23 protein-coding genes are annotated in these 24,368 nt (G+C 57.4%); 17 read left to right on the forward strand and 6 right to left on the reverse strand.

What is annotated here, in order from left to right; all coding sequences use genetic code 11:
• The first annotated feature begins 115 nt into the window (after positions 1 to 115).
• Together IE087_RS21785 and IE087_RS21790 are read left to right on the forward strand one after the other, a co-directional pair.
• Positions 116 to 847, forward strand: a complete 732-nt coding sequence (locus tag IE087_RS21785) for a hypothetical protein (RefSeq protein WP_229801523.1) — start codon at positions 116 to 118, stop codon at positions 845 to 847.
• A gap of 178 nt (positions 848 to 1,025) precedes the next feature.
• The gene (locus IE087_RS21790; RefSeq protein ID WP_189371650.1) at positions 1,026 to 2,006 is read left to right on the forward strand and encodes a hypothetical protein; all 981 of its coding nucleotides are present in this window, start codon (positions 1,026 to 1,028) and stop codon (positions 2,004 to 2,006) included.
• Between the two features lie 359 nt (positions 2,007 to 2,365).
• Here IE087_RS21790 and tspO read toward each other — a convergent pair whose 3' ends face one another.
• The 3 genes from tspO to IE087_RS21805 are packed head-to-tail and all read right to left on the reverse strand — an operon-like array spanning position 2,366 to position 5,410.
• Positions 2,366 to 2,848 (reverse strand): tryptophan-rich sensory protein TspO, encoded by a 483-nt coding sequence (tspO, locus tag IE087_RS21795; protein WP_189371653.1) that lies wholly within the window; start codon positions 2,846 to 2,848, stop codon positions 2,366 to 2,368.
• Positions 2,849 to 2,852: 4 nt separating this feature from the next.
• Complete coding sequence (gene crtB / locus IE087_RS21800; RefSeq protein ID WP_189371655.1) at positions 2,853 to 3,887, reverse strand: 15-cis-phytoene synthase; 1,035 nt, start codon at positions 3,885 to 3,887, stop codon at positions 2,853 to 2,855.
• The gene (locus IE087_RS21805) at positions 3,884 to 5,410 is read right to left on the reverse strand and encodes a phytoene desaturase (RefSeq protein WP_189371657.1); all 1,527 of its coding nucleotides are present in this window, start codon (positions 5,408 to 5,410) and stop codon (positions 3,884 to 3,886) included. Before IE087_RS21805 ends, crtB begins: the two co-directional genes overlap by 4 nt.
• A 97-nt stretch (positions 5,411 to 5,507) precedes the next feature.
• On the opposite strand from IE087_RS21805, the gene crtA reads away from it, so the two are divergent.
• The 4 genes from crtA (at position 5,508) to bchO (ending at position 9,902) form a co-directional block, all read left to right on the forward strand.
• Positions 5,508 to 6,215: a spheroidene monooxygenase gene (crtA, locus tag IE087_RS21810; RefSeq protein WP_189371698.1), complete on the forward strand. Its 708-nt coding sequence runs from the start codon at positions 5,508 to 5,510 to the stop codon at positions 6,213 to 6,215.
• A complete protein-coding gene (gene bchI / locus IE087_RS21815; protein WP_189371659.1) occupies positions 6,212 to 7,219 on the forward strand; it encodes a magnesium chelatase ATPase subunit I in 1,008 nt (335 codons plus the stop codon). The genes crtA and bchI overlap by 4 nt, the downstream gene beginning before the upstream one ends.
• 163 nt (positions 7,220 to 7,382) lie before the next feature.
• The gene (locus tag IE087_RS21820) at positions 7,383 to 9,026 is read left to right on the forward strand and encodes a magnesium chelatase subunit D (RefSeq protein ID WP_189371661.1); all 1,644 of its coding nucleotides are present in this window, start codon (positions 7,383 to 7,385) and stop codon (positions 9,024 to 9,026) included.
• 3 nt (positions 9,027 to 9,029) lie between these two features.
• Positions 9,030 to 9,902 carry an alpha/beta fold hydrolase BchO gene (gene bchO, locus IE087_RS21825; protein ID WP_189371663.1) on the forward strand — a complete coding sequence of 291 codons (873 nt, stop codon included), beginning with the start codon at positions 9,030 to 9,032 and terminating at the stop codon, positions 9,900 to 9,902.
• 94 nt (positions 9,903 to 9,996) lie between these two features.
• Here bchO and IE087_RS21830 read toward each other — a convergent pair whose 3' ends face one another.
• Both IE087_RS21830 and IE087_RS21835 read right to left on the reverse strand, forming a co-directional pair.
• The gene (locus tag IE087_RS21830; RefSeq protein ID WP_189371665.1) at positions 9,997 to 11,049 is read right to left on the reverse strand and encodes a ParB/RepB/Spo0J family partition protein; all 1,053 of its coding nucleotides are present in this window, start codon (positions 11,047 to 11,049) and stop codon (positions 9,997 to 9,999) included.
• Positions 11,046 to 12,350: an AAA family ATPase gene (locus IE087_RS21835; RefSeq protein WP_189371667.1), complete on the reverse strand. Its 1,305-nt coding sequence runs from the start codon at positions 12,348 to 12,350 to the stop codon at positions 11,046 to 11,048. Before IE087_RS21835 ends, IE087_RS21830 begins: the two co-directional genes overlap by 4 nt.
• 491 nt (positions 12,351 to 12,841) lie before the next feature.
• Here IE087_RS21835 and IE087_RS21840 point away from each other — a divergent pair, with 491 nt between their 5' ends.
• The 4 genes from IE087_RS21840 (at position 12,842) to IE087_RS21855 (ending at position 15,540) form a co-directional block, all read left to right on the forward strand.
• A complete protein-coding gene (locus IE087_RS21840; RefSeq protein ID WP_189371669.1) occupies positions 12,842 to 13,525 on the forward strand; it encodes a hypothetical protein in 684 nt (227 codons plus the stop codon).
• The gene (locus IE087_RS21845; RefSeq protein WP_229801524.1) at positions 13,518 to 14,018 is read left to right on the forward strand and encodes a DinB family protein; all 501 of its coding nucleotides are present in this window, start codon (positions 13,518 to 13,520) and stop codon (positions 14,016 to 14,018) included. Before IE087_RS21840 ends, IE087_RS21845 begins: the two co-directional genes overlap by 8 nt.
• Before the next feature lie 299 nt (positions 14,019 to 14,317).
• Complete coding sequence (locus tag IE087_RS21850; RefSeq protein ID WP_229801525.1) at positions 14,318 to 15,229, forward strand: hypothetical protein; 912 nt, start codon at positions 14,318 to 14,320, stop codon at positions 15,227 to 15,229.
• The gene (locus IE087_RS21855) at positions 15,229 to 15,540 is read left to right on the forward strand and encodes a transcriptional regulator (protein ID WP_189371673.1); all 312 of its coding nucleotides are present in this window, start codon (positions 15,229 to 15,231) and stop codon (positions 15,538 to 15,540) included. Before IE087_RS21850 ends, IE087_RS21855 begins: the two co-directional genes overlap by 1 nt.
• Positions 15,541 to 16,483: 943 nt before the next feature.
• Here IE087_RS21855 and nuoF read toward each other — a convergent pair.
• Positions 16,484 to 17,767, reverse strand: coding sequence for an NADH-quinone oxidoreductase subunit NuoF (nuoF, locus tag IE087_RS21865; RefSeq protein ID WP_189371702.1), 1,284 nt, complete (start codon positions 17,765 to 17,767; stop codon positions 16,484 to 16,486).
• Between the two features lie 350 nt (positions 17,768 to 18,117).
• Here nuoF and IE087_RS21870 point away from each other — a divergent pair, with 350 nt between their 5' ends.
• From IE087_RS21870 to IE087_RS21900, 7 genes are all read left to right on the forward strand, one after another.
• Positions 18,118 to 18,342 carry an MbtH family protein gene (locus IE087_RS21870; protein WP_189371676.1) on the forward strand — a complete coding sequence of 75 codons (225 nt, stop codon included), beginning with the start codon at positions 18,118 to 18,120 and terminating at the stop codon, positions 18,340 to 18,342.
• A 79-nt stretch (positions 18,343 to 18,421) separates the two neighbouring features.
• Positions 18,422 to 18,760, forward strand: a complete 339-nt coding sequence (locus IE087_RS23835) for an NIPSNAP family protein (protein ID WP_189371678.1) — start codon at positions 18,422 to 18,424, stop codon at positions 18,758 to 18,760.
• Positions 18,761 to 19,099: 339 nt separating this feature from the next.
• Positions 19,100 to 20,020 carry a glycosyltransferase gene (locus IE087_RS21880; RefSeq protein ID WP_189371680.1) on the forward strand — a complete coding sequence of 307 codons (921 nt, stop codon included), beginning with the start codon at positions 19,100 to 19,102 and terminating at the stop codon, positions 20,018 to 20,020.
• Complete coding sequence (locus IE087_RS21885; protein WP_189371682.1) at positions 20,004 to 20,783, forward strand: inositol oxygenase family protein; 780 nt, start codon at positions 20,004 to 20,006, stop codon at positions 20,781 to 20,783. The genes IE087_RS21880 and IE087_RS21885 overlap by 17 nt, the downstream gene beginning before the upstream one ends.
• A 56-nt stretch (positions 20,784 to 20,839) precedes the next feature.
• On the forward strand, positions 20,840 to 21,799 hold the full coding sequence (locus tag IE087_RS21890; RefSeq protein WP_189371684.1) for a hypothetical protein: 960 nt from the start codon (positions 20,840 to 20,842) through the stop codon (positions 21,797 to 21,799).
• A 672-nt stretch (positions 21,800 to 22,471) separates the two neighbouring features.
• Positions 22,472 to 23,113, forward strand: coding sequence for an MBL fold metallo-hydrolase (locus IE087_RS21895; protein ID WP_189371685.1), 642 nt, complete (start codon positions 22,472 to 22,474; stop codon positions 23,111 to 23,113).
• Positions 23,113 to 24,368 (forward strand): condensation domain-containing protein (locus IE087_RS21900; protein ID WP_229801526.1); only part of this gene is annotated, 1,256 nt, incomplete at its 3' end. The genes IE087_RS21895 and IE087_RS21900, both read left to right, overlap by 1 nt.

Consider the following 24,368-nt stretch of genomic DNA (forward strand, 5'->3'; position numbering starts at 1 on the left):
CAACCATGTATGTCTGCTTTTCTCGGCGCGACCAAAAAAGTGACAAAATAAAAGGCGGTTTTGCCAAGGGTTTGTGGCGCAAGATTTCTCAACGATTCCGGCGACGGCGACGTCTGTGACGAAAACGACCGTTTTTGACGCGCAGGTTGTGGCAAGGAGTTTTTGTCACTGCCTTCCAAGAGGTACGGTCGCTGATATAATGCTGCAAAATGGTTTGGAGCATGACGAGATGCCCGAAGAAAAGACGTTCTATGAACACCTTGTTCAAAGGTGGCAGAACAGCCGGCCAATCGCCATCGTGATCTTCTCAATGGTCGCTGTCCTTGCGGGTATAAGCGCCTATCAAACCTTGTCTGGATTTTGGTTCAACCTTACCGACAACGGCGAAGAGCTTGCAGCATTCAATGACAACGTTCAGCCAATCTACTTTGAGGGGAGGGTAGCTACCCTGGTCGACCATGATTGCTTACCAATAGATCAGATCGCTCGCGCCATAATCGAAATTCAACCTCGGCAAATTATCATTCGATCACACACATCGAAGGTGAACATTGGCATCAACCGCGACCTCACGTTGGAGCGAGGAACACTGATCGGGAATGAGCTGCATGCCCGGCTGGGTGCAGATTATGAGGGTAAGATAGTAGTGATCGCCTTTGGCGGAGCGCTGACACAAGAGCATGAGGGCCAGTACCGCGAACGTGTCGAAGTATCCCTTTCAAACGACGTAGGCGTGCCTGTGGGTCATAGAGTTCTGGCCGCCAAGATACCCGCTCAAGGCTCTCTAGTGCCGCCTTCTGTCCCTGTACCGAGCGCCGGGTCACCTTGCCTGTTGACAGCGGGCTAGCCACATTCTTTGCCAAAACATGTACGTTTTTATCCTCGGCGATACCACCCGTTGTGGCCGTGCTGCTTTGGTCAGATACACGCATAGGCTGGATGGCCGGTCAGCATGATTGTCTTTAGTGGATAAAGCGACGCTTGCTTGATAAACTAAGAATACCTTCATGCAATGGAGTTTTGATATGTATAAAATTCTGCTCGTACTCGCGACAATGGTGAGCCCTTCCGTTTCGCACGCCCTTGGCAATTGCGAGGAATTTATTCGATATGATAGCAAGTCAATTAACAGCACCTTGTCCGCACAAATGTCATACATCAATTCGATTTCGTCGGAGCAGTACGAACGAGATGATGAAGGTATTAAGACGAAGGCACAGTTCCCAATTCAGGGAATAATGGTTGGTGGTGAGGGAAACTGGGAAAAGTTTTCGGAGAAGCGCGCCGCCTTGAACGCCTTGACCCAGTGGGACTTGAACATCGATCGCTCACTGCAGGTTAGCCTGAACTATGTATCCGAAGGAAGTTGGGCGGCGGTTCTGGACTGCCTCCGGCTTCGGAGTAACGGACTCTACCTTGCGCCCCTACAGTCCTCATCTTCGACGCTTAGTATTGTTGTGGGGTACCGCGCACCGTCGTCTTCTGTGGGCGAAATTCCGCTGAACTGGACTGTTGACGGGGGCACCGTTGGTGCGGCTGCCGACAAAATCAAACGCGGGGACGAGGAAGTGGTATCCATTGCCCGAATTCCCGATCGCGATCTGAGTGTAGTCGCTTCTGGCGGTGGTCTTAGGAGCAATCAAGTCTATTTTAGAGTACCGCCGGACGTACCTGGCGTCGCCCCCGCGCGGACTTGGCAGACGTGGGTGCGCGGCGCAATCGATCCTTCAAGGCAGTTTCACGTTGGGTACGGCGCGGCACAAGGCACCAAGCTTCCAAATCGAGTAGTTTGTCAGCATCACTCAGTTGTCTCAGGGCAGCATGGACCTGAGCAATCTGAGGAGGAGCACTTCGGTCATACGGAGTACGCATTCATAAACCGTCAAGACCTTTGGTTTGGCGACAATCATGTATGGGAGGTCACCGCGAACGGGATCAAAGTGAAAAGCTTAAGCGGGAATGTGATGAGGTTTCTTGCTCACGATATTTCGATCTCCTGCCGTTAAGAGCTGGCCCGGAGAGACGGGGCCTTCTCGCCTTGGGATTGAAAGCGCAATTTGGATCGAAACGACCGTTTGTGACACAGTCAAAACGTCCGAAGCCGACTTTGGCGCAGCTGCAGCGAAATGGTGCTCCGTCCCGTTAAACCGACCTCAAGCCGGTCCAGCATAAGCCCGTGGGTTGGTGTCGCACCAAAGATTCGGCAGCGCTTTATGCTGGCCAAGCACATTCCACAGAAATTCTGTTCAAGGCAGCACCCAAAACACCAGCCCGCCGGGACGGGCTTGTGTTGGACCGGCGCCCTCGGCTTGTTCCGGTCTGCCCAGCAAACTGAAAGGCGGTCGATTTGTCCGTGTACAAACCCTCACCCCGCCTGAACGGACCCCTTCGCCGCCTCTTCCGGGTTCAAGCGCCACACCCCCCAGTTCAATGATGCGGCAATCGTGACCCACACCAGATACGGCACAAACAGCACTCCAGCCAGCGTATCCACCTGCCACAGCGCCAGCATCGCACTCAACACGGTCACCCACAAAACGCCAATGATCGCCATGCCCAGCTTGATATTGCGCAGGCCAAAGAACACCGGCGTCCACAGGCCGTTGAACGCGATCTGCATGGCCCAGAACGCCATGGCAACCCCGTTGCCCTCGGCCATCGCCGCCCGCGCGCCAGCCACTGCCATGCAGACGTAGAGCACCATCCATGTGACGGGGAACACCCAGTCGGGCGGGGTCCAGCTTGGCTTCGACAGCGACCTGTACCATGGGCCCGGCGGGAACAGCCCACCGGTCACGCCCGCGCCAAGGCAGGCGGCGAAAAAGATGCAGAACAAAAGCCAGAACATGGGATCACGTAACCCGTGCGCGGGTCCCAATCAAGCTTGCCCGATCCGCCTGCCGCTTCGCCTCAAGGGCTGCCAACGCCTCGAACAGGCTGTCGCTGCGGCTGGGTCGTGCCCCGGTGGCCGCGGCATCGACAAGAAACTCTACCTCCGGCAGCGGCTTAGCATAAAGGACAGCCGATTGCGGCATCACCATGCTCGTCCCGCTCAGCGCCACCGATTGCGCCAGCCACCCCAGCTTCTGCGCCTTCGATGTCCGCGCCCGGGCCGAGATGCTGTCATACCCCATGCTCGTCAACCGCCCGCCGATGCCCGCATAGATGAACCGCGCTGCGTAAATCCCCGGACGGCACCCGCGCGGCAACGCTGCAATTCCCGCTTCCGAGCGGTAATAGAGCCTGTTTGCTTCCATCACGAGCCGCTTGACCATGGCCCGCACCGCCTTGGTCGGGCGCGGGTCCGCAAAGAAACCTTCCGGCGTCATACCCGCCTCATCCAGCCACTCCGTCGGCAGGTACAGGCGGCGCTCCAACGCATCCTCACCCACATCGCGGGCAATGTTCGTGAGCTGCATCGCGACGCCCAGATCACAGGCCCGCGCCAGCGCATCGCCGTCGCGCACGCCCATCAGAACACACATCATCGCCCCAACAGCAGAGGCCACCCGAGCTGAGTAATCCTTGACCCCCGACAGCGTTGCATAGGTCCGCGCCTCCGCATCCCACGCAAGCCCTTCCAGCAGGGCATCCGGCAAAGCACGTGGCATCTCGAACTGTTCCACAACAGCAGCAAAGGCCCGATCCGGCGCGGCATCCTTCGGCGTCCCTGCATAAACCAGGTCCAACCGATCCCGCAGGCGCAGCACGGCCTCCACCTTCTCGGCTTTCAGGTCCACCTCGTCATCGGCCAAGCGGCAAAACGCATAGAGCGCCAGCGCCGGGTCGCGCACCCGCTTGGGTAACAGCTTGGATGCAGCATGAAAGGACAGCGACCCATGGCGGATCGCCTCCGTGCAGGCCTCAAGATCACGCGGATCAATCATGTCACTGCATCCGGCACCAATTGCGCCAGAACCTCCGCCGTTGAAATCACCCCCGGCACGCCCGCGCCGGGATGGGTCCCCGCCCCCACCAGATACAGCCCCTCAGCCTCTTCACTCACGTTATGCGGCCGGAACCAGGCCGACTGCAGAATTCGCGGCTCAATCGAAAATCCCGCCCCATGCGGCGACAAGTACCGATCCCGGAAGGTCTCGGGTGTGAACACTTGCTCGGTGCTGATTTTCGACCCTAATCCAGGCAAAAGCTGATCTTCGAGCACGGCCAATACCTTGGCCTTGTACGCCTCCGCCTCCGTCGCCCAGTCCACACCGCCATGCCCCAGATGCGGCACAGGGCTGAGAACGTAAAACGTATCATCCCCCTCCGGCGCAACTGAGGGGTCCGTAACGGACGGACGATGCACATAAAGGCTCATGTCATCCGCCAGCTTGCCCTTGATGAAGATGTCCTTCAGCAACCCGGTGTAGCGCGGCCCATTCAGGATGGTGTGATGCCCCACATCACCCCACTGCCCCCGCGTGCCCTTGGTCCCGAAATACCAGACAAACAGGCTCATCGAATAACGCGTGCGCTTCAACTTGGCGGGCGTCCACCGCTTCTTCGGCACAGCCCGCATCAACCGATCATAGGTGTGGCCAGCATCGGCATTGGACACGACCACATCAGCGCCCAGCTCCAGCCCCGACTCCAACCGTACGCCACGCACACGGCCCTCATCGACGACAATCTCATCGACCTGCGTGTCCATCAGCAGCGTACCGCCCTGATCCTCGACCACATCGGCCATCTTCCGGGCCATCCCGGCCAAGCCACCCATGGCATAATGCACGCCAAATTCCTTCTCGAGGTAGCTCACCAGGATATACATGCTGGTCACATGGGTCGGGTCACCGCCGATAAAGAGCGGGTGGAACGAAAACGCCATGCGCAGCTTGTCATTGCGGAACCGGCGCGCCGCATGGGCATAGACCGACCGATCAGCCCTCAGCATCCCAAACGTGGGCAGCACCTTCACCAACTCCCACAGCTGGTGCATGGACCGACGGCCCAGATCCTCGAAGCCAAACCAGTACCGCTTGGCACTGTCGCGCAGGAACGCATCAAAACCCGCCACATCGCGCGGCTCGATCTTGGCCACCTCTTCGCGCATGGCATTGGTGTCGTGCTGGGCCACAAACTTGGTCCCATCCGGCCACCGGATTTCATAGAACGGATCAAGCGACCGCAGATCCACATCATCCTCGAACCGCCGACCACAGGCGGCCCACAGCTCGCGATAAAGCTGCGGCACGGTCACAATGGTCGGCCCCAGATCAAACCGATGCCCGTCCTGCCAAATGGCCGATCCACGGCCACCCGGCACATCCAACTTGTCTATGACGGTGACGGTGTACCCCTTGGCGCCAAGACGCATAGCGGCAGCAAGCCCCCCCAAACCGGCACCAATGACAATGGCGCGGTTGCCCGCTCGGGTCTTTGATTCGATGGGATCAAGGCGTGTCATCTCTCCAAAACAATACGAGTGTCTAGTTTAGTTGACAATTTCTTTTCCACCGATAGGCTGAATCCTGTGCCAAAGGGCACGCTGCCAGTGCGACATGATGAACCAAACGACCTCCATATCCTTCTTCCGTTTCCCACGGTGGCGCGACCGGGCATGGGCGCTGACTATGATGGGCGGCGCACGGATGGCCATGGCGCGCGTGCCGGACCTGGGCTTCTGGAAACTCTGCGGCTCCGGCACGGGCGAAGGGTTCACACCGGTGCCAAACACAGCTGTCTACGCCATCCTGTGCACATGGCCTGACGAAACGACAGCCCGATGGCGACTGGAAAATACAAAGATCTTCAAACGCTACCGCGCCCGCGCCTCCGAACATTGGACCGTCTTCCTCGCCCCCACCTCCGCCCGAGGCGCCTGGAGCGGAAAAACACCGTTTTCCTCTGTGTCAGAGCCGAAATCAGGGCCTCTCGCAGCCCTCACCCGCGCCACGATCAAACCCCGTATCCTGACGAAATTCTGGGGCCGCGTCCCCGACATCTCGGCCATGATCGGCAGTGATCCAAACGTCGTCTTCAAGATCGGGATCGGCGAGGTTCCCATGCTGCACCAGGTCACCTTCTCCATCTGGCCGGGCCAGCATGAAATGGCACAATTCGCCCGCACCAATGGCCCCCATGCCCAAGCCATCAAAGCCGTCCGCGACGGCGCATGGTTCCGGGAAGAGCTTTATGCCCGCTTCGCCATCCTCGGTGACAGCGGCACATGGGGCGGCACCAGCCCGCTGGAAGGACTGCAGCTGCAATGACGAAAACGCCCTTCCCCTTCTCCGCCATTGTTGGTCAGGACGATATGAAACGGGCCATGATCCTGACAGCGATCGACCCCGGCATCGGCGGCGTTCTGGTGTTTGGCGACCGGGGCACAGGCAAATCCACCGCTGTGCGTGCGCTCGCCGCCCTCCTGCCCCCGATCACGGCCGTACAAGGTTGCCCGATCAACGCCGAAAACTACGCAGACTGCCCCGATTGGGGCAATGTAGAGACGAAAAAGACCCGCAAGGTCCCGACCCCCGTCATCGATCTGCCCCTCGGCGCCACCGAGGACCGCGTGGTCGGTGCTTTGGACATCGAACGCGCCCTCACACGGGGCGAAAAGGCCTTTGAACCCGGCCTGCTGGCGCGCGCGAACCGAGGCTACCTCTACATTGACGAGGTCAACCTGCTCGAAGACCACATCGTTGACCTCCTGCTCGACGTCGCCCAATCCGGCGAAAACGTGGTCGAACGCGAGGGGCTTTCCATCCGCCACCCTGCCCGCTTTGTGCTTGTGGGCTCCGGGAACCCCGAGGAAGGCGAATTGCGCCCCCAACTGCTCGACCGGTTCGGTCTGTCTGTCGAAGTACGCAGCCCAAACGACGTCGCCCAACGGATCGAAGTCATCAAACGCCGCGACGCCTTTGAGTCAGACTTCGACGCCTTCATGGCGCTTTACACCAAGGAAGACGCCAAGATTCGCCGCAAGATCCTCGCCGCGCGCAAGCTCTTGCCGCAGATCGAAACACCCGACGACATCCTGCACGACTGCGCAGAACTCTGCATCGCGCTCGGCTCCGACGGGTTACGCGGCGAACTCACCCTGCTTCGCGCCGCCCGCGCCCTCGCGGCCTTCGACAAGAAAAAGGTGCTCACCCGCGATCACCTAAAACGCATCGCGCCCATTGCCCTGTCTCACCGCCTGCGCCGCGACCCGCTGGACGAGGCAGGCAGCACAACGCGCGTCAACCGCACGGTCGACGCCGTGCTGACATGACGAGCAGGGCGGAGGACACCTCCGCCGTACGACACTGTCCCGCCACCTATCCATGTAAGGCGGGGTTCACCCCGCCAGCTTACACACCCCACAGCGCGCACCGCTCAAGTGCATCGTGCCGCCTCAGTAAGGCGGACGTGTCGTCCGCCCAAGTCAGCACGCAATGACAGCCGAAAGCTGGCATAACGCAGCCCTCGCCCTGCGCCTCCTGGCGCTCGACCCCGCAGGCCTTGGCGGCGCCGTCATCCGTATGCGCGCCTGCCCCGACCGCGATGCACTTCTGGCAGGCTTCATCCCGACCCTGCCCATCCGCAAACTGCCCGTCTCCATCTCAGACGAACAGCTCTTTGGCGGCATCGACCTGAGCGCGACACTTTCATCTTCGCAAGTTATTGAAAATAAATCATTTTTCAGCGAAGGTTGTGTCGCTCAGATCCCAATGGCAGAACGCTGCCCCCCTGCCCTCGCCGCCAAACTTTCCCAACTGGCAGATCAGTCTCTAACACAGGGGTTTTTGCTCCTTGACGAAGGGATCGAACCCGACGAACGCGCCCCAGACCCGCTCGCGGATCGTTGCGCCTTCTACCTGTTACCCCAGGGCCGAAAACCAACTGTCCCCGCGGGGACAACCCAATCTGTCCCCGCGGGGACAGCCGTAAAAACAGCAGACGCAATCCTGCAACTCACCCTGCTCGCCACCCGCTTCGGCATCGCTTCCCTCAGGGCCCCTACCCTCGCTCTGCGCACCGCCCGCGCCCATGCGCACCTCATGGGCCGACAGCACCTCATAGACAATGACCTCGAGGTTGCCACAACCCTTGTCTACCCGCACCGCGCAACCGTGACTCCAGAGGACGTGGAGGACCAGGCAAGCCCCCCTCCCCCACCGTCAAACGAAGATTGTCCCCGCGAGGACAATCAGGAAAACGATGCAATCCCGAACACCGATATGCTGGTCGAAGCCGTCAAATCCCTGCTCCCCCCTGACCTGTTGAGCGGACTTGTCCCCGCGGGGACAACCCGAAAATCCGGCGGTGCGGGGGCAGGTCAAAAGCGCACCAGCAACCGCCGCGGCCGCCCCCTGCCCTCGCGCCCCGGACGGCTCGACGGCACCTCGCGCATCGACCTGATCGCCACACTGCGCGCAGCTGCCCCATGGCAACCCTTGCGCCGCCAAGAGCAGCCCAACCGCACAGGCCTGCTCATCCGACCCTCCGATATCCGTCTCAAGCGCTACGCCGAACAATCCGACCGCCTCCTGATCTTCACCGTCGACGCCTCCGGTTCGGCCGCCGTGTCCAGACTGGGCGAGGCCAAGGGCGCCATCGAACTCCTGCTCGCGGATGCCTACGCCAGCCGAGACCATGTCGCTCTCATTTCATTCAGGGGCACCGAGGCCGAAACTCTCCTGCCTCCAACCCGTTCCCTGGTTCAGACCAAACGGCAGCTCTCCGCCCTGCCGGGCGGAGGCGGCACGCCCCTTGCCTCCGGCCTGCAACACGCCCTCCTGCTTGCGCAGCAAAGCGGCGCCAAAGGGCTGACACCGACCGTCATTCTGATCACCGATGGGCGGGCAAACATCGCGCTCGACGGCCAAGCAAACCGGTCGCAGGCCGCACAGGACGTGACCTCGATGGCAACGGCCTTGCGCAGCTCGGGAACGGCTGCGCTGGTGATCGACATGTCCAACCGCCCTCAACCCGCTCTGCAGGAGCTGAGCCGCACTTTGGACGCTCCTTACGTTGCCCTCCCACGCGCTGACGCGCAGCGGCTGAGCGGTGCGGTGCACGCGGCTTTGGACAGCTAGAACATGGACTGGGCACAAATTCACACATGGCCCAATTCTGATCTGTCCCGGCGGGGACAAGGTCCGGTTCATCGATGGCATATCCAGGAAACAGGTGCGGGCAAAACACTGCTGATGCTGCACGGTGCAGGGGGATCGACCCACTCCTATGCCGACCTCATACCCATACTCGCACAGAGCCATCACATTGCTGCCTTGGACCTGCCGGGACAGGGCTTCACGCAACTTGGTGCACGGCATCGCAGTGGTCTTGACCAGATGGCTGAAGACATCGCGAAACTGTGCGATCAGGAAGGCTGGATCCCAGATGTCATCATTGGCCATTCCGCGGGCGCAGCCGTTGCTTTGAGGCTCGCCGAAAGCAATCTGTCCCCGCGGGGACAAGCGCCCTTGGTCATCGGGATCAACGCCGCATTGGCACAGTTCAACGGGCTTGCGGGGCTTGTCTTTCCGATGATGGCAAAGGTGCTGGCAGCCGTACCTTTCACAGCGTCCTTGTTTTCAGGCGCGTCTAATCGACCGGACCGGATCAAGGCGCTTATCGGTTCAACGGGGTCGCAGTTGGACGCAGACGGGCTAGAGCTTTATCGTCGATTGGTTGCCGACCGGAACCACGTGGATGGAACGCTGTTGATGATGGCGCAATGGGTGTTGGACCCACTTCTGGCCAGGTTGCCAGACCACCCTTCCACTATGCATTTCATCGTTGGAGACAAGGACGCAACCGTGCCACCCGAGGTGTCCAAGAAGGTGACATCGCGGATGCGCAATGCCACCCTGCATCGCTTTGCCGAATTGGGTCATCTGGCCCACGAAGAAGATCCCGAAGGTTTTGCCCGGTTGATCAACGTCATCATCGAAAAAGAGTTGGGCTGATCCGATCTGTCCCCGCGGGGACAAGTGGGTTAACGGGGCGTACGCATCATTGGGAAAGCAGTTCCTTTTGTGGGCCTGTCCCCGCGGGGACAGATCACAGATCAAGCTGATCAAGAAGGGCGCGTACTGCGGCTTCAAGCTTGCGCGGATCGACCGATCCGAAGTCGCGGTTCATCTGCAACTCGATCTTGCCCTTGGCCCCGATGACCTTCACCGCACCCGCCTTGCGGTTCAGCTTGATTGTGGTTTTAGAGGAGGTCGAAGGTGCCGTTTGTTCGCTGACGGGCTTGGGGGCCACAACCTTGTTCAGAACGGCCAGCTCGGCAACCGCATCCGTGGGCTTTTGGTGCTCAAGCAGGACGTTCAGTTGTTGAACTGCACGTGGCTGTTCTTCCAGTGCCTTGATCAGCTTCAGACCGAGGGCGCGGGGGATCGCCTCTGGGAACTGCAGGCGGGGTCCCAGTTTGTCCATCAAGAGACTAAAACTGCCTATGTAGTGACGCTTTTGCCGCCCCGCAGATGCGAAGAGGACCGCGATGGCATCGTTCAATTCAAGGTCCATTTGCCGGGCATAGCTGGAGGCAAGCTGACCCATTTCGGCAAAGGAGATGTCGCGCCGCACCATGTTTTCGTCGACCATGCGGCGGTAGAGTTTTTCGAGCGCTTCACCCTTGGCCACCAAGACGGCGGGGATGGACGCGTATGTGTCGTCGCCCGTTTCCTCGTACAGCGATTTATAGGCGCTGAGGCGGCGAAAGCCCTGGATCAGTTCGTAACCCGAGCCGGTGTCTTCAACCTGGATCGGGTTGGACAGGCCCAGATCGCGGATGGATGTCTTGAGCTCTTCAAGGTCCGGATCGCGGTTTGTACTGCGGTCACGGGTCAGCTTCTTCATCGCCACGTCCCCAAGGGGAACACGCGCAACAATGGCTCCATCCCTTTTTAGAGACACATATTCATGAGCGAGACGGTCATTCTCGGCCCGGATTTCAGCCTCGGCTGCTTGCCGTTCACTAAGCGCCGTCGCGTTTTCCGAGATGGCAGCCGCCATAGGGCCGCGCCTGCTTTCCGGGGTAGGGGCCTCGGATGTGTCCTTCGGTTCCGTTTCGGGTTCAAAATCAATGTCGAATACGCGGCGCTTGCTCATGCCTCATCCTCCAATTGGTCCCAGGCTGTTCCCAGGTTCGTTTTGAATTCCTCATAGGCCCGGTCGAACGAGGCGCGGGCGCGGCGCCAGGTTTCGCGGGTCATCTCTCGGTAATCTATTTCGTAGATACTGCTAAGGAACCGGCCGGATTGTTCGACGGCGCGGGTCATTTCGATGGGGTGTTCACAAACGCGGTCCCCGAACACCTTTTGGAACGCGCCCTGCATAGCGCGGTGCAGGTCATTTCCCGGCTCGTAGCGGGTCAGGAGAAAGCGGAGGTCCAGAAAGGATTTCGGTAAAGTCACTGTCCCCGCGGGGACAAGCCCGTTGAAACCAGACAATTCTTCGAGCGCTTCCGAGAGCTGACCAATGAAAGACGTTGTGGAATCGTATTCCCAATAACCCGGTCCGGAGGGGATATAGAGCACGTCAGCGGCAAAAACCGCGTTCATCGACTGGTAGCCGATGGCCGGTGGGCAGTCGAACAGGATGAGATCGTACGTGTCCGGTGCGATCTGGTCGAGAAAGCGTGAAACGGCCAAGAAGAAGGACCATTCGGGGTTGATGTGCCTGTATTGGGCTGACGCAAATTCCACAAAGGCCGCATTCGCGCAGCTTGGCACGATATCGATTGTCGGCCAGTTCGTTGGTTTGATGAAGTCGGACGCGCGCAGATCTGCGAGCCCCATGTCTGTGATCGCGGATGGCAGCTTGCGCTGGGGCAGGGCGGTGCCGGATTCCGCGCCGCGCAGCGCCGAGTTCATGCGGTCCGTTTCGTGGCCCAAGTCGCGGGCCATGATGCCCCAGACGGTGTATTCCTCAGCCACATCCGAAAGGCCCATGGAGTGGCTGAGCGTGGCCTGCGGGTCGAAGTCGACGCAGAGCACGCGGTAGCCGTCGAGCGCGGCGGCGTGTGCGAAATGGAGCGCCGTGGTGGACTTGCCCGCGCCGCCCTTGAAGTTGGCGATGGCGGCGCGGATGGCGCGCTTGTTCGCCGGGCGGTAGGGCATCAGCGATTTGCGGTTCACCTTGATGCGGCGGCGGAGTTCGTTGATTTCTTCGAGCGTGTACCAGCGTTGGCGGCCGTCTTCCTCGACGATGCCCTGGGGCAGGGACGGGTCGGCAGCAAGGCGACCACGAAGGGTGCTTTGATTGGCCTTGAAGATGAGTTCCGCCACCTCCCAGCTTGAGAAGCGGCGGAGCGTCTTTTCGCTTTCGGGAGAGAAGGTCTGCTGGCGAATGAAGCCCTGCATTTTGAGGGATTGCGCCTGAAGTTGGGCGAGGTCTGTGTGCGTGAACATGCGCTGCCTGTACGTTTGTCCCCGCGGGGACAGGTGGTTTCTTGGCCCCATGGGGACGCTAATTCTGCTCATTTCCAGATTTACGCTGATTTTGCGGAAAAAGCAAAAGGGGAATAGTGTTGTCCCCGCGGGGACAGATTGCGCTGTCGATCATGTGGGCAGGGGGAAGCGTTGTGATTCTGTTGCTGGCACGTGCGGTCGGTTTGCCGGGCAGATTTGGGGGGACAGTTTTTGTCGCTCCACCACCTATTGGGTGACAGAAGGCTCAAAATAGGGGACAGACAGGATGTCCCCCAATACCGTATCAACCTGTTTTTCTTTTGATTTAGGTTTAGGTCTGACAACTTATCCACATCCGCCCTTGACAGAATCGGGGCTTCGGACGCAAATCAGAGGCAGAGACGGAAAAGCGGCCAGAACCGCGGGGAAACCCACCGTCGGCAGGTGTTGTTCGGGGCAGCCCGGACCATTCAAAGAAAATGAGGGCAGTGATGCAAACGCTGAGGCCGGTGGGCCGGGGCGCGTCTGCGCGCAAATATGATATTCTGACAGCCTTGGGTGCCTTTGCGTTGGCGCAGGGCAAGCATGAGCAGCGGCGTATTCTGCGGCTGATGACGCTGATCACCGCGCGCTACAACTGGGCTCGGGATGAGCTGGCGGTGGGGCAGCGCGAGATTGCGCGGCTTTGGTCTGTGGATGAACGCACGGTGAAGCGCGAGATGGCGTTGTTGCGGGCGCGAGGCTGGTTGGTCGTGAAGCGGCAGGGGGCAAGGGGCCGTGTGTCTGAGCATGGGTTGGACCTTGAGCGCATCTTAATCGATACGGAGGTGTATTGGGCTGCTGTGGGGCCGGATTTCGAATTGCGCATGGGTGCCTCGGAAGAGGAGGCGCCGAAGGTGGTGCCTTTGCCGGTGAAGGGCGCCGTGGTGGCCCCGGATGTGTCGAAGGGGACGGAGTGGTCGCTGGCCCAGGCGGTGTTGCATGCGGAGGATGCCGGTGTGTACGCGTCGTGGATCGCCGGGCTGGAGCGGGTGGAGCGGGCAGGGGGGCGATTGACCCTGCGAGCACCGTCGCGCTTTCACGGGGCCTATGTGCAGACCCATCTGGAACGACGGGTGCTGGCGGCGTGTCGTGAGGTGGATGGCGATGTGAGCGAGGTGCGGATCGTTGTCTGAGTTTCTTGCGCATTTGCGACTGATGGCGCGGTACAATGCGTGGCAGAACGGGTCGCTTGTGGCCGCTGCAGACATGTTGAGTGATGTGGCGCGGTGGCAGGATCGTGGCGCGTTTTTCGGCTCTATTGCGGCGACTTTCAATCATTTGCTGTGGGACGATGCCTTGTGGCTGGCCCGCTTTGCTGGGGAGACGCGGCCTGAATTGAGCGTGCCCGTCTCTTTGGAGGCGCCGAGGGACTGGGCGGCGTTCAAGGGGTTGCGAACCGAGCGGGATGCGGAGGTGACGGCGTGGGCCGACGGTCTTGCATCATACGATTTGGAAGGGGTGATTGCGTGGTATCCCGGGGGAGGGGACGTGCGCGTTGAGAAACCGGCGGCGGTGTGTTTTGCCCATCTGTTCAATCACCAGACCCATCACCGGGGACAGATACACGCAATGCTGACGGCGGCAGGCGCGCAGCCCGAGCCAACGGATCTACCGATGTTGGGGTAGGGGGCGCATCAGGATGCGCCTCACGGTTTGGGGGGCTCTGCCCCCGGCGCGGTGCGCCTCCCCCGTGGTATTTCTGGTCAGAAGAAACTGGGTCATGCCGGTTCTGCAAGTGGTTGTCGAACTGACCTATCCAAAACTGTTTGACAGATCGCTCTGAATCGCAGAGTAACTCTGTATGGCAGAGTCGTAGAGCGTGAGAGGTTACAATGAAAGTCTTGAACATTACGAATGGCGATGGGGCCGCGAACACTATAAAGCAAAGCACCGTGCCCGGTGACGTTTTGCCTTGGCGAGATCCCATGCATCATGGACCGTTTCCGAAGGGCCTATCTCTGAGCGAGCTGGGACCGCTTCGGGCAGAATACCTTGCCGGTCCAGATGCAGATGCAACGGATGCGAAACGCGATTTCCAACTGCGGGACCGACATCTGGAAGCCGTGGCAAACTATGACAAGGTGACGCTGTGGTTTGAACATGACCTGCTTGATCAACTTCAGATTCTGCAAATCCTCGATTGGTGTTCGCGGGCGCCTTTGGAGGACACGCAGCTGGCCATGATCTGCATCGATCGGTATGCGGAAAAGCCGGACTTCAGGGGAATTGGGCAGCTGGATGCGGATCAGATGGCATCGCTGGTCCCCTTGGAGCAACCGGTGACCGAGACAATGCTCGCACTGGCAGCTGTGGGTTGGGCGGCATTTCGGTCGAACGATCCACGTGACCTCCTGACATTTCTGGACAGTGATCTGCGCGAATTGCCTTTCTTGGCGGACGCACTCCGGCGGCATTGTGAGGAATTCCCGAACGCTGCAACCGGATTGACCCGGACGGAGATGCAAGTGTTGAGTTTGATTGGTGAGCGTGTTTGCAGCCCGAGGGATCTGTTTTTAAAGAACATGGACATGGAGACCGCGCTTTTTATCGGGGATTGGCCAACTTACCAGGTCATAGATGCCTTGTGCGCGGCGGGCCTTGCGATGTGCGAACCATCCCCGTTTCGCTTTCCATCGTTCACATCGGAAGTGCCACCTGCATTTGACGCGCAGCGCGTAAGCCTCACGGATGTCGGGCGCCAGGTGTTGAGCGGAGAGCGAGATGCATTTGACCTGGTGAGGCGAGATGGCTGGCTAGGAGGCGTTGAAATCACATCGTCCGATGCCCTTTGGACCTGGAACAAGGACGTCGCGCAATTCGCGCGCCGGACACTCTGATGCAGTCTGTTCCAGCCGCCCCCGATGCGATCTTTCATCAACCTGTCAGAACACGCCTGTGCCTGCTTCTGTACGTTGGCGAGCCGAGCTTTTCGCAGTTGAAAGTGTCGCTTTCCATCACGGATGGGAACTTGGATGCGCACCTGAAAAAGCTTGGCGCTGCCGGGTACTTGCACAGCCGCATGGTGCTTGAGGGGCGACCGCACACGGTCTATCGCCTCTCGGACAGCGGAGCGAAAGCGTTTCGTGAGTATATCGATGTCATGACGGCGATCTGCAAGGCTGCGACGCCTCAGACTCGTGATCCCTGACTTGACCGGATATGAGTGGTCAGTGCGGTCCCCGTGACCCGGACTAGGCGCTGTGGAATTGTGGCGACGCCCGGAATCTTGTTCCATGTCTGGAGCTGCGCAAAAAGGGCGATTGGACTGAAGATTGCCGTGGCCTTGAGCCCCACGTCTCGGCCTTTTTTGCTGATCTGCGCTTGCTTCAGAACAGTCACTGTTCCATGTCTGACAAGACAACATTATTGGACATAAAAGGGGTCGGTAAGGCGGGGCGCTTGGAACACTATATTGCGGGTGAAAGCGCCGTCACGCGACAGTGTTGTGGCGTGGTGGGCGACTCGCCCAAACTTTCGGGCGACTTGTTTACTCTAACAAAATTCTGGCCGTGGGTCACGTTTGAACGTGCAGAAACCCCTGAAACTGTGGCTTTCCGGTCCACGGCGGGTTGACCGCGACGAATGCATTGATCCCCGGTCCGACGCATGGCCTGTAGGTAAGGATGCTTGAGAACACACACGCGCAGAATTCGGCGCGACAAATTTGAACCTGAAAAGGTGGTTCCCGCCAAAAGTAGGTATCCGCGATGCCTGTCATTTGATGCCAAAGGGTTGGTCGCTGGCCAGACGGCGCGCTTGTGTCGGGGCGCTGTGCATTTGCGACCAGGTGGTTGGACCTTGTTGATCCGAACTTTGAAGTCGGTGTCGTGAGCTGCAGAGACTTCGGTGGCGCGTACGCACGGTTTCATTGCACGCTAGGTGTAGCGGCACCTGGATGCGGATGGGCACTGAGTTCAGACGCGCCCCCCTGGTTGGATCGCAGTGCGATCCGAGTTCCATAAGGTTTGCCCCTAGCGTCAATAGGGGCGGTTTGTGTAGTGAACAAAACCTTGAAGGCGACGCTTTCCAACCCCAAAGCCCGAACCAATTGGGTCGTGTGCCTGGCTTCAGTTCAAGAGGAAGGGCTTGTCCTACGATACCGCGTAGCGCTTGCGCCCTTTGATGCGATCCTCGATTTCGTCGCGGAAGTTGCGGATTAGAGACTGGATCGGCCAGGCTGCCGCATCGCCCAGGCCGCAAATCGTGTGGCCTTCGACCTGCTTTGTCACATCGAGCAGCATGTCGATCTCTTCGATCTCAGCCTGTCCTGTGACCAGCCGTTCCATTACGCGCATCATCCATCCGGTGCCTTCACGGCATGGGCTGCATTGTCCGCAGCTCTCGTGTTTGTAGAACTTGGACAGCCGCCAAATTGCTTTCACGATATCGGTCTGTTTGTCCATCACGATGACAGCAGCCGTGCCAAAGCCGGATTTGAGTTCTGTCTTGAGATAATCGTAATCCATCACCGCGTCCCGCATGAATTCGCCTCGGACACACGGTGTTGACGACCCGCCGGGGATCACTGCCAAGAGATTGTCCCACCCCCCGCGGATACCGCCACAGTGCTTTTCAATCAGCTCTTCAAAGGGAATCGACATCGACTCTTCGACGACACATGGATTGTTCACGTGTCCGGATATTCCGAATATCTTCGTCCCTGCATTGTTCGGGCGCCCAAAGGTGGTGAACCATTCAGGCCCGCGCCGCAAGATGGTCGGAACGACGGCAATCGACTCGACATTGTTTACGGTTGTCGGACAGCCATAAAGACCCGTGCCCGCAGGGAAGGGGGGGCGCATTCTGGGCATACCTTTCCTACCTTCGAGGCTTTCCAGCAATGCCGTTTCTTCGCCGCAGATGTAAGCGCCGGCACCATGGTGAAGGTAGAGGTCGAAGGCCCAGCCACTTCCAGCGGCATTTGGCCCCAACTTGCCAGCTTCATAGGCTTCATCAATAGCGTTCTGAAGCGCCTCTCTCTCGCGGATGTATTCGCCGCGGATATAGATGTAACAGGCGTGCGCACCGATTGCGAAAGATGCAATCAAGCAGCCTTCGATCAGCGTGTGGGGATCGTGACGCATGATTTCACGGTCTTTACACGTACCCGGTTCAGACTCGTCCGCGTTCACGACCAGGAATGCCGGACGCCCGTCGCTTTCTTTGGGCATAAAGGACCACTTGATCCCCGTTGGAAAGCCGGCGCCGCCACGGCCACGCAAGCCGGACGCCTTCATCTGGTCAATAATCCAATCCCGACCATTCTGGAGAATTTTGTCGGTGCCATCCCAATGGCCGCGACGCTCGGCACCCTTGAGCGAGCGATCATGCATTCCGTAAATGTTGGTGAATATCCTGTCGGAATCCTGAAGCAACTTCGTTCCCTTCTCAAGGTCAGCAGATGGCCAAAACGGCATACAAAATACCCGTGAAAGTAGATCAATGCCCTGGTCCAATCAAGGCGGCAAGCCTTGTTCTGAATGTGCAATACAAGTCACGATCTCAATCCGACGACCCAACCGGATATGGACATGATTTCCGCAGTTTATACTGTTCCGCGGTGCGCGATTCCAGCGTTTCAGAAACTGTTTGCTGCCGCAACTTTGGCGAGTATTCGCCGATTGGGTGAGCGCATTTGCAAAAACCAGCCTTCTCGAAAATTACTGCTTGAATGCCAGTTATTGGTGCTTAGCATCATGGTACTTGAATACTAGCGGAGACGTTTATGGCCAATCCATTCGACGACGACGCCGGCGAGTTCTGTGTTTTGATCAACCAGGAAGAACAGTATTCGTTATGGCCCATGCAATGTGAAATCCCAGGAGGTTGGTCCAAAGTATTTGGACCGGATGGGCGTTCTGATTGCTTGGCGTATATTGAAGAGAACTGGGTGGATATGCGCCCGAAGAGCCTTAGAGATGAATATGAGGCAGCCCTTACATCGGCATGACCTGCTGCCAACTGTCGGGATTTCATTTGTCTATGGTGCACGCTGATTTGCTTTGATCGGCGAAAATCTGGATGCGCGTATGATTGTAGAGGAACGGCAATACAGTATATTGCCGCGAAACAAAGCTGCGTTCTGGCAGAACTATCGAGATGTCGGCTTGCCGGTACAGACTCGTTTTCTGCCTGCGCCCATAGGATTCTTTTTTGTGGACATTGGTCTGACCGCGACCTTTGTGCATATGTGGGCCTACAATAGCTATGCCCACCGCGACACCTGCAGGGAGGCTCTGGATGGATGCAAGGAGTGGTGTGACTATGTCGTAACCGCACACTCATTCATAGAGCGCATCGATATTCGAATTCTGAAGACCCTGGACACTGAATACGCATTGCTGAATCGAAAACCTTTGAACATATAGTAAGCAATCGTTCCGAATATCTATTGGGGAGCTCAATACAGAGTATCCCCTAATTTTATTTGGCTGAATGCTCTATCTCGATCACGCCATCGAAGATGCTGCATTTGGCCGTCCAGAATCTTACAACTGCATTATCGTATTCGTTGCCGTATGGAATATTTCTATTACCGTACAGTAATTTAGTATGCGTATGGCGAATATCCTCCTACCGAAAATCAGTACAGTTGACACCACTCGCCATGGTAGCATCTATTTATACAAGTCGCGGTTACGAAATTGCCGAGGATCCGGAACAGACACCATTGATCGAAATTGCCCCAAGTAGGATCAGGAAGTAGCATGAAACTAAGTTTATGTATGGTGATCAAAAATGAAGGCGCTCTTCTCGAATCATGGATGCCTGGGGTAATTGACCTTTTTGACGAATTTGTCGCCGTGGACACTGGGTCAACAGATGCAACGGTTAGCACGCTTAAGGAAAAATTCAACGCGACTGTCGTCGAAAAGCCACCAAATGGCAGTGACCCTTACGTAATCACTGAAGCAAGAAACATTGCCATCTCAAAGGCGACGTCGGATTGGGTGCTGATCCTTGACGCTGATGAAACAATGAGCCGCACCGACATCGTGAAGCTCAAGAAGGAAATTGCCAGTAGCGAATGTGCTGCGCATTTCCTTACTTGGCGCAATCGAAGAAACGGAACCATTTTTGATGATTACAAGTTGGTAGCATTCCGAAAGGACTCGGGGATAGCGTTTGAAGGTATGGTGCACTGCAACACCCAACGGTCGGCGCGCCGCTTGCTGGTCAAAACAGGCCACCTGCCTAACGTAGTGATCCAACACTCCCTTGATAGGTCAAAGGCGTCGCGCGATTGCCGATCTGAGAGGCTTGAGCGGTACTTGCAGCAAGACCCTCTTAATTGGCGATACCAGTGGTTTCTTGGGTACGCTTACTTTCAAGGGGGCGACTTCGAGAAAGCCGTGCCTCTGCTACGAGATGCGTGCAACTCACTGTCCGAAGAGTATCCGGTTGAGTGCCTTAATGCGCACTTTGTCCTGACGGATTTGAACGCCCGCAAGGGGATTCACGACAAGTGCTTTAGAATAATGAAGCAGGCGCAATCATTTTATGACGAAGTCCAAGATGATTTTGAAGTGCTGGTGAATCATCAGATGGATGACTGGATTAGGGATACTCGACGACTCATCGATAACCACGAACTGGAGAAGGTAAAGGCTTATGAATTTGCGTACTGACCAACGAACGCAACAGCTGAATTCGCTCACCGAAAACACTTTCGGGTCTTCTGATCCTTTGTTTCGCAAGGAGCCTGGTGAGTACCCAACTCAGGAAGAACAACAGATGTGGCGCGATGAATATGAGCGCCGCGCCAAGGAGTTGCACAAAGGTCATTTCCGGCAGGAGCCGGAGCTGGCGCTGGCTTTGCGAGAGAAATACAAGGTCCCAGTCTTTGGCAAGATGAAGGTTTACGACGCGCTCCGTATGCTGGCTGAATGCATCGACCCAACCGACACGGAGCTCTATTGCGTGGATCAGCTGGTCCATACTTTGCAGGTTGCAAACGGAATGGAAGATGATGGGATTACAGATGAAGATCTGATCATTGCCGCCCTGATACATGACCTGGGCAAGATAACGGAACTGGTCGGGGAGAAGCCGGAATATGTCAACGGGCCGAACGAACCGATCGGTGAAAACGAACCGGGGTGTGGTCTGGACAATGCCATCTTCACTTGGAACCACGATGAATTCGCATACGAAAAGATGAAGGACCACGTGCCTGATCACGTCGCTTGGCTATTGCGCTACCATAGTTTGCGTTTTGACATGAGCCGTGAGTTGATGGACGAGCGGGATAAGCGATACTATGATGAATACCTCGGGATCTTTCGCAAATATGATCTCGGAACGAAGTCGATCTTCAAGCTGCCATCAAAGCGCCTGGAGAATTACAAGGACCTAATCGACAAACACTTTCCGGAAGAAATTGCATTCTGATCATGGGAAGTTGTTCCAGTACGAGCAAACCTTTGGAGCGCGAAGAGGTAACGTCCGTGGCTGCTGCGGTGAAGTATTTGCAGCGACGTGACGTATCCGCAGATCAACTCCATTACAGCTTGCGTAAGTATACCGGCGATCCGACGGAGGTGGCCCAATTTGGTGCCTTTCTGAGGCGTTGGCCGATGTATTCCGAGGGGCAAACGCACAAAGATACCAAGCGCGCGATCATGGCGTGTATGGCAAAGCCACATGAGGGAACGCCGTGTTTGGGTGCATTGTTTCGTGACTATCTGGATCCGCTGCAAGTCATTGATGATAGTGACTTGGTTGCTATGAACAACATATGGCAATGCACAGTAATGGGCATTGAACCCGAGGTTTACGAGGCTGTCGCTCCCAGTCTTGATAAGGTGACGAGTTTTTTTTCCACTTACTCGGCCGATTTTGATTTTTCGATCCCAAATGCAGCAATTGGGGAGTTGCGCCAGTTTGTTGGTGACTATTCGTTTGCAGACGGCAGCCTTATTGCCGAAGGACGCTCAAGAGGTCTGCACGAGGATGTTCTCATCAACTTGCTTGCTGACCCAAGGCCGTCCATGCTGCATTGCATTCGTCTTCTTGTTCATCACTTGGGTGTTGGGTTGTGCGACATGCACCAGAACATTAGCGCTAGAGAGACAGTTGAGGTCTTGTTGCGAGATTATCCTCCATTTGGGTCTATTCATAGGATCATCCAAGATTCAGAAGGAGCAATTGAAAAGACGTTGCGCGTGGATATTCGTCGGTGTAACGCGGAGAGCTCAGGACACACTGGGATGACGTTTGGGTTCGGTCGGCATATTTGCCCGGGAGGGAGTTTGGTTTCGGGTTCACTTGTTCAACTCCTGAATGTGCTTCTGGAAAAGTGCCCCGCGCGGCCAATTTCCTATATCTGGGAAGGTGTTCCATGTGTGCGTAGCAATCCGTTGCGCCGTCAGCGTTTGGTCCTTCGACGTTCGAGCGATCAATCGTAACGACGAGTGCTCATCTGACTACTCATTAACTGTGTTCGGACTGCTGAACGCTCTGATTTAAATGCTTCATCTATCGGCGTACAGGCCGATAATGGAACTGATGACGAGTGGGCTTTGGCGCCCAAGCGGGCGGTTGACCGTTCCCGAAAGTATGATGGACGGAACGAGAATTCTGTCAGCAATGCTTTTTGAAATAATTGATACGTTTGGTATTGTTAAACAGATTTCGTGATCGGCGGGAATTCGCTCTGTGGTGGTATTGCGCTGCTGGACAAAAAATAATTACGCTGTATCTTCCTATTTATGGCCTGAGCTTTGGTGTTTTCCACTAGCGCAGCGTAGGGCGACCTGAAGCGGTGAATCAATGGGCGTAAGGCCATTGTGAGAAAGCGCTTCTTAATTGTTGTCAACGTTTACAAGACATGCTGTCGAGTTATTAGGTGTAAGACTCGAAGGGCAATTCAGGTTTATTGGCTATTTTTGCGAGTCCGTTTCCCTATGAGTGTGAAATAAGGTGAATAAGCCATTCTTCGCCAACTTATTCACTCGCTGTTGATTTTTTCGGAAATGAACGCAACCTAACCATGAGTAGTATGACCGCCGGTGAACCGAGTGCTGGCGGGAGTTTGGCGACTGCAGAAGTTGGTGAGTGGCAATACGAAAGGGCGTGTAATGGAAAAAATTGAGCCGAATATTTTCAGATCCGAGCCATTCCAACTTTTCGAAGGTGGTGGCAAGATATGCAGCTTTTTCCTGTGTCGTCCGAACGGAAATATTTTGGTCTATGGGGGCGGGAACTTTCGCAAAACCAAAGAGCAAATCAAGGACGAGGGTGGCATTAGCATTCAGGCCATCAGCCATCGCCACGAAACAACGCGTCATCCCGATTGGGTGCGGAACGAGTTTGGAGCAACTCGTTACTGTCACAAGGATGAGCTTCCGGCGGTGCCCGAAACGTTCGGCATAGATGTGACGTTCAGCGAAGACACCCAGATCACTTCGGATTTTTTTGCCATCCCCACACCTGGGCACTGCCCGGGAAGTTCATGCTTCATATGGGATGACGGAGAAACGAAGTACGCGTTTACCGGCGACACGCTTTTTATGAAGGACGGGTGTTGGGACGTTGATGTTGCGAACGGGTCTCCGCTTGATGCGGCTGCAAGCCTGAGAAAGCTCACGGAACATGAGTTCGATGCCATCGTTCCGGGGATTTATTATGATGAGCTGGACTACATGCGCGTCTCCTCCAGCCAGCTGAAGGAGGAGATCGGTTCGCTTCTCGAAAGACTGGAGAAAGAGTGCGTGCAGTGATGGAAGCAGCCGCTGCTGATCACTTTCGAACCAAAACAGCGACTACGTCACATGCGCAACGCCAGCTTTGGTTTTTGTTTAGGGCTGAGGGACCGACGGCGTTGTACAACATGCCTTTGGTGCTTGAGCTTCGGGGCGGTTTGGATGCTTCAGCTTTGTCGTCTGCGTTTCTGGATGTGCTTGGCCGTCACGAGGTGTTGCGGACGACGTTGTCGGACGCGGGGGATGAGGTTGTGCAGGTGGTGCATGATGCGGCCTGCGGGCGGGCGGTGTTTGAGCGCCGGTGTGTTTCGGCCGACGCGCTGGAGGCCGAGATCGCCGGGGCGGCGCGGCATTGCTTTGACCTGGAGACGGAGTTTCCCATTCGGGCGCTGCTGCTGGAGGTGGCGCCGGAGCAGCATGTGTTCATGCTGGTGATGCACCACATTGCGGGGGACGGCTGGTCGTTCGAGCCGCTGGCGCGTGACCTCAAGCAGGCCTATGCCGCGCGTCGGCTTGGCCAGCAGCCGACCTGGGCACCGCTGCCGGTCCAATATGCCGATTACGCGGTGTGGCAAAAGCAGGTCCTGGGCGACGAGCGGGATGCAGACAGCCTGGCGGGCCAGCAGTTGGCCTATTGGAAGGACGCGCTGCAGGGCATTCCCGAGCAGTTGGATTTGCCGACGGACCGGCGGCGGCCGGCGGTGGCGAGCCACCGGGGCGGGATAGCCCGGATCGCGCTGGATGCAACACGGCACAAGGCGCTGATCGGGATTGCACGGGCCGGGAACGGCAGCCTGTTCATGGTGTTGCAGGCAGCGCTTGCCGCGTTGCTGACGCGCCTTGGGGCGGGCGAGGACATTCCGCTTGGCGCCCCCATCGCAGGCCGATCGGATGAGCGCCTCTATGACCTCGTGGGGTTGTTTCTGAATGCATTGGTGCTGCGAGTGGATACATCGGGCAACCCGACTTTTGGCCAACTTTTGTCCCGTGTTGCCGACCAATGTCTGAATGGGTTTGAAAACGCTGAACTGCCATTTGATCGCGTGGTTGAAGCCGTCAATCCGGCCCGCTCCGGATCACGGCATCCCCTTTTCCAGGTTCTGTTGGTGTTGCAGAACAATGCCGAGGCTTCGTTCAAGTTTCCGGGGGCAGACGTGCGCGTCCGCGGATCACATACCGGGACATCCAAATTCGATCTGTCGTTTGACATCTACGAACACACCGACGCCAGCGGGGCCCCCGCGGGCCTTTATGGCTACCTCGAATACGCCAC

The organism is Tateyamaria omphalii (assembly GCF_014651375.1).
Lineage (GTDB): Bacteria > Pseudomonadota > Alphaproteobacteria > Rhodobacterales > Rhodobacteraceae > Tateyamaria > Tateyamaria omphalii.